Annotated in this window: 6 protein-coding genes and 1 CRISPR repeat array; of the genes, 3 read left to right on the forward strand and 3 right to left on the reverse strand. The window is 64.9% G+C overall.

Going from position 1 to position 10,604, the window contains the following annotated elements:
* Positions 1–74: 74 nt before the first annotated feature.
* Positions 75–1,700: an acyl-CoA carboxylase subunit beta gene (locus CMO28_RS02320; protein WP_296708963.1), complete on the reverse strand. Its 1,626-nt coding sequence runs from the start codon at positions 1,698–1,700 to the stop codon at positions 75–77.
* 374 nt (positions 1,701–2,074) lie between these two features.
* On the opposite strand from CMO28_RS02320, the gene CMO28_RS02325 reads away from it, so the two are divergent.
* Positions 2,075–2,248 carry a hypothetical protein gene (locus CMO28_RS02325; RefSeq protein ID WP_296708966.1) on the forward strand — a complete coding sequence of 58 codons (174 nt, stop codon included), beginning with the start codon at positions 2,075–2,077 and terminating at the stop codon, positions 2,246–2,248.
* Between the two features lie 763 nt (positions 2,249–3,011).
* On the opposite strand, the gene CMO28_RS29855 is transcribed toward CMO28_RS02325, so the two are convergent.
* Positions 3,012–3,923, reverse strand: coding sequence for a DUF4365 domain-containing protein (locus CMO28_RS29855; RefSeq protein ID WP_416370955.1), 912 nt, complete (start codon positions 3,921–3,923; stop codon positions 3,012–3,014).
* A gap of 558 nt (positions 3,924–4,481) precedes the next feature.
* Between CMO28_RS29855 and CMO28_RS02335 the strand changes: the two genes are divergently transcribed.
* Positions 4,482–5,687, forward strand: a complete 1,206-nt coding sequence (locus CMO28_RS02335; protein WP_296708971.1) for an IS256 family transposase — start codon at positions 4,482–4,484, stop codon at positions 5,685–5,687.
* Between the two features lie 82 nt (positions 5,688–5,769).
* Positions 5,770–7,414: direct repeats of the CRISPR family, unit length 31 nt; unit sequence GTTTCAATCCACGCACCCGCAAGGGTGCGAC.
* A 715-nt stretch (positions 7,415–8,129) separates the two neighbouring features.
* Here CMO28_RS02335 and CMO28_RS02340 read toward each other — a convergent pair.
* Positions 8,130–8,642 (reverse strand): hemerythrin domain-containing protein, encoded by a 513-nt coding sequence (locus tag CMO28_RS02340; RefSeq protein ID WP_296708973.1) that lies wholly within the window; start codon positions 8,640–8,642, stop codon positions 8,130–8,132.
* A gap of 255 nt (positions 8,643–8,897) precedes the next feature.
* Between CMO28_RS02340 and cydD the strand changes: the two genes are divergently transcribed.
* A complete protein-coding gene (cydD, locus tag CMO28_RS02345; RefSeq protein ID WP_296708976.1) occupies positions 8,898–10,514 on the forward strand; it encodes a thiol reductant ABC exporter subunit CydD in 1,617 nt (538 codons plus the stop codon).
* Positions 10,515–10,604: the final 90 nt, after the last annotated feature.

The raw sequence follows: 10,604 nt of genomic DNA on the forward strand, positions 1-10,604 counted from the left end.
TCTGACGGAAGACGGGGAAGGGGTGGGGCGGGCGGCGCGTCTCTGCCCGGATCAGGCAGAGGGCGGCCCTCCGGTCACGGCCTGGCGACCGAGAACTGCATCCGGCGGGGCTGGCGGGCCTCGGCCTCGCGGCAGATCGCCAGCACCTCGGCCAGCACCGCGCGGGTGTCGCGCGGGTCGATCACGCCATCGTCCAGCAGGCGGGAACTGGTGGCGAAGACGCTCATCTGGCCGTCGAAGATGTCGATGATCCGCTTCTGAAGGGCATCCAGCTGGGCCTGATCCGGCTCCACGCCCTTGCGCTTCGCGGCGGCCGCCGTGACGATCGCCATGGTCTGGGCGGCCTGCTCGCCACCCATCACCGCGGTCCTGGCATTGGGCCACGAGAAGCAGAAGCGCGGGTGGAAGCCGCGGCCGCACATGCCGTAATTGCCGGCACCGAAGGATGCGCCGCAATAGATGGTGATCTGCGGCACCGTGGCGCTGGTCACCGCCTGGATCATCTTGGAGCCGTGCTTGATCATCCCCGCCTCTTCATAGGCGCGGCCGACCATATAGCCGGTGGTGTTGTTCAGGTAGATGATCGGGGTTTCCGACTGGCAGCAGGCCTGGATGAAATGCGTCGCCTTGTTGGCGCCGGCCGGGTCGATCGGGCCGTTATTGGTGATGATGCCGACCGCGAAACCCTCGATCCGGGCATGGCCGCAGACCGTGGCCGGGCCGTAGCGCTCGCCGAATTCCAGGAAATCGCTGTCGTCGACGATCCGGGCGATGACCTGCTTCATATCCACCGGCCGCTTGTGATCGACCGGCATCAGCCCCAGCAGCTCTTCGGGGTCGAGCCGGGGCGGCTGCGGCGCCTGTTCCGGCGCGGTGCGCACCAGGCCGGCATCCCAGTCCAGCCCGGCCACGATGTCGCGGGCGATGGCGATGGCATGGCGGTCGTCCTCGGCCAGATAGTCGCCGAGGCCTGAGATGCTGGTGTGCATCACCGCACCGCCCAGCTCCTCTTCGGTCGCGATCTCGCCGGTTGCGGCCTTCAGCAGCGGCGGGCCGGCCAGGAAGGCGCGGGTGCGGTCGCGGACCATGACGATATAGTCCGACAGCCCGGTCTGATAGGCGCCGCCGGCCGTCGACGAGCCATGGGTGACGGTCACCACCGGCAGGCCCGCGGCCGACAACCGGGCGAGGTTGCGGAACATGCTGCCGCCATGGACGAAATCTTCCACGCGGTAGTTCATCAGATTGGCGCCGGCGCTTTCCACCAGCTGGACATAGGGCAGCTTGTTCTCCAGCGCCAGTTCCTGGGCGCGCAGCTGCTTGGCCAGGCCCATGGGCTGCAGCGCCCCGGCATCGATGCCGCTGTCCGACGCCGACACCATCACCCGCACGCCCGACACGAAGCCGATGCCGGCGATGACGCCGCCGCCCGGAATGCTCTTCTCGGGGTCGGTGTTGTCCATCAGATAGCCGGCCAAGGTCGACAGCTCGACGAAGGGCGTGCCCGGATCCAGCAGCAGGGCGACGCGTTCGCGGGGCAGCAGCTGATGGCGCTTTTCGAACCGCGGCTTCGACCGGGCAGATGCCGCCCGCGTCCGCGCCTCCAGCGCCCGGACCCGATCGATCAGCGCCGTCATGTCCCGGCGGTTCGCCTGGAAGCTCTCGGCTCCGGTCGAGATGGAGGACGTTATCTGCGTCATGGGCCGGGCACCTCTGCCGTGCGGATGGAATGGTCGTGTCTGGTCTGGTCCTGCGGGGGCGGTCGCCGGCCTCGGGAGGAGAGCATTGGGGGATGCAGCCGGCAACCGCCCGACCCCCAGCCTATCGGGCCCGGGGGCGGCGCGTCTTGCGTTCAGTGGCTGCGGGGAAGGGCGCGGCTGGGGCCGGGTGGTGCGGCCTGATTGTCGGTTTTGCCGAATAACCGAAGATAAAATTCAATCATGGAGACATATTCGCGCGGATCGGGAAAGTCCTTGGACCACCAGGCGTATAACGGACTAGGAATCGGCCACAACCTTCCCGAGATTATCGCGACGAAGCGTATTCGGACCTCCTGCAATCTGAAAGATGCACAATGATGAAGATCCTTGCAGAGACGACGACTCTTGATGCCATGGTTCATCCGATGCGGGCGGCGCAGCCCTCGACCGCGCGGCCGGCCTGGCGCAGCCCGAAGCTGGACATGCTGGAGACGGCGCAGACCGCGGCCCGCTCCGATGGCAGTATCGATGGCGGCATCTTCAGCTGAGCGGGCAGGGGGGCGGGGAGATCCGCCCCTGATGCCGTGCGGGTGAAGCCGGTCCTGCGTGGATCTGCGGGATCCTGCGGGGGGTGGGGCGTGGTGTCGAACGGCACGACCCTTGAGGGGCTGGTAATGCGCACCGGCACGACCGGGCCGACCTGGCTGGTTTATGTGGGGGGCCGGATCTGAATCTGATTGAGATTTGCGGACGGATGAGTGTGGAGAGTGGGAGGCGGCTTCAGCCGCAGCGGGCCTGCCATTTAGGCACGGATCCAGGAATCGTCTCGGTGGTCGAGGCGTACAGGCGGGGGGACGGCGTGTCGAACGGATGCAGCCATTCCCGTATGACCGCGATCACGATTTTTGCCGCGATTGCCTTGGCGCAGCAGTATGAATACCGGACAGAGGGCATGCGATTGGCAGAGGGGCAGGCCAGGGATGAGTGGTGACGGCCCGGCCCGGAGCCATCGGAAGATGGAGAGGGCAGCTTGTTATGTCGCCAGCGAGGTCGGTGGAGCGCTTGCGCCACTAGAGCTGGTAGAAATTTGATGATAAACTTATAACTAAGATAACGGGACGTTTGGCTCCTGCGAGCAGGGCATCTTACTGGCCCAATTCAGCTCAGCCATAGCGGACTATGTTGCCTTTAGCAAACTCGATCCATATATATAGTAGAGAGACGGGGCGTATCTAGAGCCGCCCTCGGCCTGCAACTCAGGCTAAGCGGCCCCGGTTTTCCTGTGGTTTTTTGGGCGGAGTACGGCCCGTCTCACACTCCCATCAAATTTCGCTTCCGGCGTGGCTCGTAAAGTGTGTGGAAGCTGTAGTTCCAATTGCCCGGTTCGCCTCGTCGGCGGAAAACGGCTCGGACAATGGCTGACTGTCGGTGAGGAAACAGAACAGTAACCGTGGCGGCCACCAACACCGGGAGACAGTTTCGTGACGGTCTGACCACCATGAGCGACCGTTCGGAGACGTTGCCGATTATGTGAGGGATGGCTCCAATAAGGCTCCAGGATTGACTTTTGGCGAGGCGCTCACGTCGGCGCCGGTTCATGTGACGCCAACCTTCTCTTGTAAAGCGTATTGTAGCGCTAGAGTCTGCAAAGTGGAGTGATAGGGAGTTTAGTCGGACATATTCTTGACGCGCTGCAACGATTGGTGCGGCACTTGACCATAAATATCTGAAATCGCTAGCCTGTGTTCTTACCTGAGGTAAGAGGAGATCACCATGAAGTGTGCCGCATAAGTCTGAAATGCGATTTTTCGCTGATGCGTCGAAGACATTCTCGACCGGAACGAACACCTGAGAGCCGAGGACTGAGCGCCCGTCCCGGACATCGGTCCAGTGCGCGGAGAGAGATTCGGGATCGACTTTTATTAGTATTGCTGCGCCCACCACGCGACGCCAGCGAGCGGCGTTCCGGGTTAGTTTATCTTTTCCGACGCTCAAAGCGAACTTACCGTCGCGCGGTTGCACAGAATGGCATTTTATTTGGACGTGGATTATCTGTCCTGTGGGAACTCCACCGCGTTCGATGAAAATCAAACCGTCAACACCATCATCGTTGACGGCATCCAGCGGCTGCCATCGGCTCTTCCAATCCTGAAGAACAATCCGCTCGACCGCATTGACGCCGAGCTGTCCTTTTCTCTGCTTGGAAAGGCCTGTTACTGGCACTTTGAAGGATCCCTCATGTCGATTGATGCCGTATGAACGCCCGGGTTTGCCATTGTCATCAATGTCCGAAGGCCACGGAAGAAGCAAGGTTCGGTTTCTAAATGCTAGGTGGGTCTGATGTTGTGCGCTATATTCTACATCAGAATTCTTTCCTCCTTTCAAGTAACTTTACTTCATCCGGCATGTGGTTCAGGTGGGATCTATGAGTTCAAAAGCGGGCAATGCGATGCTGGATTCCGGGCACAATCACATCAAGCGATCGCCGCAAGAGCAACAGCCGAGAGGAAATTGACCGCAAGTTTGTCGGAGCGAGTAGTGGGCCCGGCTGATGTCATATGACTTTATCCGCGATGGGGCACCCGGCATTTAACCTCCTGGGCCACGACAGATCTGGGTCACGTCCCGCCGAATGGTGTAACAGCGTTTGCCTGGGGATGATGTCGCAGGGCGCAGAGCGCCCGGAGGCATCATCCCCAGGCGCCCCCGAAATCGGGGTGGTCATCGTCGATCTTCGGTAGGGTTTGGTTGCAACCCCCAACCGAACCAAGGATCAAGACGATGACCGATGAAATGATGAGCCTTCGTGGCCTGCTGGAAAAGAGCGCAGATGCCGATCTGCTGCGCGAGATGATCGGTTTTGCCGCCGAGCGGCTAATGGAGTTGGAGGTGGCGACGCTGACCGGCGCCGGGCATGGTGAGCGCAAGCCCGATCAGCGCCTTGTCCACCGCAACGGCTACCGCGAGCGCGACTGGGAGACCCGGGCGGGGACGGTGGCGTTGCGCATCCCACGCCTGCGCAAAGGCAGCTATCTGCCGTGCTTCCTGGAGCCCCGCCGGATGGCGGAAAAGGCGCTGACCGCCGTCATCCAGGAGGCCTATGTCCAGGGCATCTCGACACGGTCGGTCGACGATCTGGTCAAGGCCATGGGCATGACCGGTATCTCCAAAAGCCAGGTCAGCCGCCTGNGTGCCGAAATCGACGGCAAGATCGCCACCTTCCTCGACCGCCCGCTGGAGGGCGACTGGCCCTATGTCTGGCTCGACGCCACCTACGTCAAGGTGCGTCAGGACGGCCGCATCGTCAGCGTGGCGGTGATCATTGCGGTCGGTGCCAACACCGCCGGGCGACGCGAAGTCCTGGGCATGGCCATCGGCCCCAGCGAGGCTGAGACCTTCTGGACCGACTTCCTGCGCAAGCTGGCGCGGCGGGGCCTGCGCGGCGTCAAGCTGGTGGTCTCCGACGCCCACGAAGGGTTGAAAGCGGCCATCGCCAAGGTGCTGAACGCCACCTGGCAGCGCTGCCGCGTCCATTTCATGCGCAACGTGCTGGCCCATGCAGGCAAACAGGGCCGCCGCGTCGTCTCGGCCTTCATCGGCACCGCCTTCGCCCAGGACACCGCCCGGGCCGCCCGTGCGCAATGGCGCCAGGTGGCCGACCAACTGCGCCCCAGAGCCCGGAAACTGGCGGACGTGATGGACGACGCCGAAACCGACGTCCTGGCATACATGGACTTCCCCGCCGCGCATCGCGCCAAGCTGCACTCGACCAATCCCATCGAGCGCCTCAACGGCGAAATCAAGCGCCGCACCGAGGTCGTCGGCATCTTCCCCAACGAGGCCGCCATCACCCGACTGATCGGCGCCATCCTGCTGGAGCAGAACGACGAATGGGCCGTCCAGCGATCCCGCTATATGACCCTGGAATCCGTCGCCCCCTTGGGCGATGATCCGCTGACCAGCCTGCCGCCCGTCGCGGCAGCCTGACTATCCCGGACAACCCTGCCGGAGATCAAACGGCGACTGCGCTGTTACACCAATTCTCGGGACACGATCGGCAAGCGCCGTCGTTTCAATCCACGCACCCGCAAGGGTGCGACCACTGGAACTGATGTCGATGTTCGTGGACTCAAGGTTTCAATCCACGCACCCGCAAGGGTGCGACGTCGCCGGCAGCCGGCAGCATCGTAGCGTTCCGGGTTTCAATCCACGCACCCGCAAGGGTGCGACACCGACCCGAGCCGCAGCAGCAAACGCCCGGCTTGTTTCAATCCACGCACCCGCAAGGGTGCGACTCTCCGCGCCGGGTCGTGCGGATTTCGTAGGGCCTGTTTCAATCCACGCACCCGCAAGGGTGCGACAAGGCCCGCGCCGAGCAGGTCAAGACCGAACAGGAGTTTCAATCCACGCACCCGCAAGGGTGCGACGCTTGCCGCCGATCGCCTGCCAGGTGGCGACCAGTTTCAATCCACGCACCCGCAAGGGTGCGACTGAGCCGCTGCCGGCGCCGGCGCCGGCGTTTCAATCCACGCACCCGCAAGGGTGCGACGGATGCGGGCAATGGATTACTCTATCGGTTCACAGTTTCAATCCACGCACCCGCAAGGGTGCGACTCGGCCGGCGCATCGGCGCCGGAGGTGCCATGCAGTTTCAATCCACGCACCCGCAAGGGTGCGACGCTCAGTCCACTTGAGGGTATAGCGAGCCGCGCGGTTTCAATCCACGCACCCGCAAGGGTGCGACTACCGGCTGACGGTGGCCGGTGTCGAAGTCTACGGTTTCAATCCACGCACCCGCAAGGGTGCGACGGGGTCGAGGTCGCCGCGATGCTGTCGGGCGAAGTTTCAATCCACGCACCCGCAAGGGTGCGACGTCGCGCTGATCGCCAGCCCGCGGGCGTGATCGGGGTTTCAATCCACGCACCCGCAAGGGTGCGACACCAGCTTTCCGATCTGGGCACGGCAGCACCCGGGTTTCAATCCACGCACCCGCAAGGGTGCGACGGATCATGTCGTCCTGGTGGGCGACACGGCCGATGTTTCAATCCACGCACCCGCAAGGGTGCGACCGGGCGGCGGATGCCCGGGCGGCGCTGCTGGCGGTTTCAATCCACGCACCCGCAAGGGTGCGACGATGGCGAGCCACATGGCCCGCCCGTGAACATCGTTTCAATCCACGCACCCGCAAGGGTGCGACCAAGTACATCGCTGGGCTGACCAGCGACGGTGCTGTTTCAATCCACGCACCCGCAAGGGTGCGACCCTCTTGCGGTTTCGGGGCCGGCGATGGCCGCGGTTTCAATCCACGCACCCGCAAGGGTGCGACGCCGCCAAGGCCACCCCCGATCATGCCGCCGGTCGTTTCAATCCACGCACCCGCAAGGGTGCGACGCCTCCGGGCTGCCCGGCACCTCGGGGATCTCCGGTTTCAATCCACGCACCCGCAAGGGTGCGACCAGCGGATAAAAACCGAACTCCTGGATTGGTCGCGTTTCAATCCACGCACCCGCAAGGGTGCGACCTGGCGGATGCCGAGCTGCGCCGGGTGGCGGCGGTTTCAATCCACGCACCCGCAAGGGTGCGACCGCCGACCGCGTCGCCGTCGGCGTCGCAGGTCAGTTTCAATCCACGCACCCGCAAGGGTGCGACTCTTGCGGTTTTGGGGTAGCAGACCTACGTTATGGTTTCAATCCACGCACCCGCAAGGGTGCGACCCACCCCCTCTTAATAACCTGAATCGGGGACCGGAAAAAGGCGATCTGCGCGAACCCCTTCCGGAGATCATGCCAAGGCATGAACAAGAATATTTTGTGAAATTTAAGCAATTGAAAAGGCCAGATAATTTTTTCCGCGAACCTCCCGGGGTTTTTACGGGAGCTTGGGGTTCGCGGGCGAGACGGGGCAGGGTCTTGGGCGGTATCGGTGGGGAGAAGATCCCGTAGAGGCGCCCGGCGTTTCTGTGGGGGGTGTGTCGTTGCGTATTTCTGCGCGAACGCTCTACCGTCATCGCGGCCAGGTTGGGAGCCGGGGTGGTCTCTATGGAGATGGGGGGTGCGTCTTTGGGAGATCCGGGCCGTTCATCGCCTGCGGTCTTTGGCATAGACAGGGTTTTCGACAATCTTCATGCGGAAAGAAAGGTGGATCCCCGCCTTCGCGGGGATGACGGTAGAGAGTGTTGTGTACAGAATGTCAGCGTCTGTGCATGATACCGACAGTATTCATGTCGGGGAGAGCAGCGCTCATGTCATGTTCTCCGCCACCAATATTCGTCCGACATTTACACCCGTCATCCCCGCGAAGGCGGGGATCCACCTTTCCTGTCGCACGAAAACGCTGAACGACCTGGATCCCGGCCTTTCGCCGGGAGGACGGGATTTTCTTTCCGTGAGAAGCGGGGGCACGCCCGGTGCGGGGGATGCGGGCGGGGTGTCAGGCGTGGGCCGGCGTTTCGAAGCGCGGGAAGAGGACGTTGTTTTCCAGGTGGATGTGGTCCTCCAGCTCGGTGACGAAATGGCCGAGGCCCCGATAGAGGGCGGTCCAGGAGCGGCAGGCGCCGGGGGGTGGGGTGAAGCCGTCGGTCATGGTTTCGAGGCGGCGGATCTGCTCGCCATGATCGTCGTGTTCCTCGCGCATGACACGTATGGGTTGCGCGACCAGGGCCGAGGGGGCGCGGCGCATGGCGGGGAAGAGGATCAGTTCCTCTTTTTTCATGTGCATTTCCAGAAGGCCCGCGGTCTCGCGCAGCAGTTCGGCGAGGCCCTGCGGCAGGGCCGGGTTGCCGGCGTGGACCCGCGCCACCTTCTCGGCCAGCAGGATCAGCTCTGGCAGGTCGCGGCGGTGGGCCTCGTGATAGCAGACAAGGATATGGTCGATCAGCGCGCCGGTGGCGATGTCGGCCACCGGCACCTCTTCGGGGGCGGCGGCGGGATTGGGGCGGGTCATGGGATCATCCCTTCGGCAAGGCGGGTTCGTGGGGAGGAGTATCGGCGCTGAAAGATGACTCTTAAATGCATATTTATGGCCTGCGACGATACGCCCCTCCCGGCCCTGCCCATCCGCCCCGCCCCGCCCATCCGCCCCGCCCCGCGCACCCAGCGCGGTCCGCCCGCCTGCCGGGGCATGGGGTCGCAGCCATGCCCCCTTCCATGCCGCGTCAATCTGTGGTGCCCTTGAGGTCAAGGATTTCACGAGGCCGAGATGCGAAACCGGACGAGACGTTTTCCGCAGGCCACAACCACCGGCAGTTTGGTTCAGCTGGCGGCCGCTCTGGTCTGGCTGCCGATGGCCTGGATCATCGCCCGCACGCTGGGGCAGCTGGCGGATGATGCCGGGATGGTGGCCGTGCTGCCCGCCGCCCTGGCGGTTCTGGCCCTGGGGCTGCTGCGGGCGGGGCTGGAGGCGCTGGGCGCGCGGATGGTGTTCCGGGCCGCGCGGGCGGAGGTGGGGCGGTTGCGCCGCGGGGCGCTGGCGGCGCTGGCCGCCCGCGACCCGCTGGACCCCGAGCGGGCGGCATCGGGGGCGGCGGCATCGGTGGTGGCGGAACAGGCCGAGGCGGTGCTGCCCTGGCTGCATCGTTATCGGCCGGTACAGCTGAAGGTTGTTGCCGTACCGCTTGTACTTCTTATAGCTGTGGGATCGCTGTCCTGGGCGGCGGCGCTGATCCTGCTGGTGGCGGCGCCGCTGATCCCGGTTTTCATGGCCCTGGTCGGCATCCGCGCCAAGGCGGCGAGCGAGGCACAGCTGGCCGAACTCGGCACCATGAACGCGGTGCTGATGGACCGGCTGCGCGGGCTTTCCACCATCCGGGCGCTGGATGCCGTGGACATCACCGCAGAGCGCCTGCGCGGGTCTGCCGAAGGCGTGCGACGGCGGACCATGGCGGTGCTGCGCATCGCCTTTCTGTCCTCGGCGGTGCTGGAGCTGTTCTCGGCGCTGGGGGTGGCGATGGTGGCGGTCTATGTCGGCTTTCACCTGCTGGGCGACCTGAATTTCGGCACCTGGGGCGGGCGGATGGGGCTGGCCCAGGGCCTGTTCGTGCTGCTGCTCGCCCCGGCGTTTTTCGAGCCGCTGCGCGAGCTGGCGGCGGTCTGGCACGATCGTGCCGCGGGCGAGGCCGCGCATGACGCGCTGACCGCACTTGGGGCGGCACCGGCGGCTACGGACCAGGCACCGGAGGTGGTCGACCTTTCCCAAGCGCCTGCGCTCTCACTCAGGGATCTGTCCTTCACCCATCCGGCGAGCGGCCGGGGCATCCCCCAGGGCTTCGGCCTTGAGGTGGCGCCGGGCGAGCGGGTGGCGCTGTTCGGCCCTTCGGGTTCGGGCAAATCCACCCTGCTGGCGCTGATCGCGGGGCTGGCCCTGCCCGATGGCGGGCGGATCATCATCGGCGGCAGGCCGCTCGACGCATCGACCCGGGCGGATATGCGCCGGCGGATCGCCTGGATCGGCCATCGGCCGCATATGATCGCCGGCAGCCTGACGGCGAATGTCCGCTTCGGCCGCGATCTCGATGCCGGCCCGCCGCTCGCCCGGCTGCTGCCCGGCATCGACCCCGCCCGCCAGGTGGGCGAGGCCGGGTTCGGGCTGTCGGGCGGCGAGGCGGTGCGGCTGGCGATCGCCCGCGCCATCGCCGACCCCGCCGCCGATATCGTGCTGGCCGACGAGCCGACCGCGCATCTGGACGGCGACACCGCCGCCCGGGTGCGCGCCGCCCTGATCGAGGCCACCGCCGGCCGCACGCTGGTGGTGGCGACCCACGATCCCGACCTGGCGGCGGCACTCGACCGGGTGATCCGGCTGGAGGGGGCGGCATGAGATACCGTCACGCTGAGCAAGCGCTTTTTTCAGTCGGCGAGCTTTGGCACGAAGGGTTTTCGAGCCTTGGCGACGGCGTAGACGGCGACG

Source organism: Tistrella sp. (assembly GCF_002684955.1).
Taxonomy (GTDB): Bacteria; Pseudomonadota; Alphaproteobacteria; order Tistrellales; family Tistrellaceae; genus Tistrella; species Tistrella mobilis.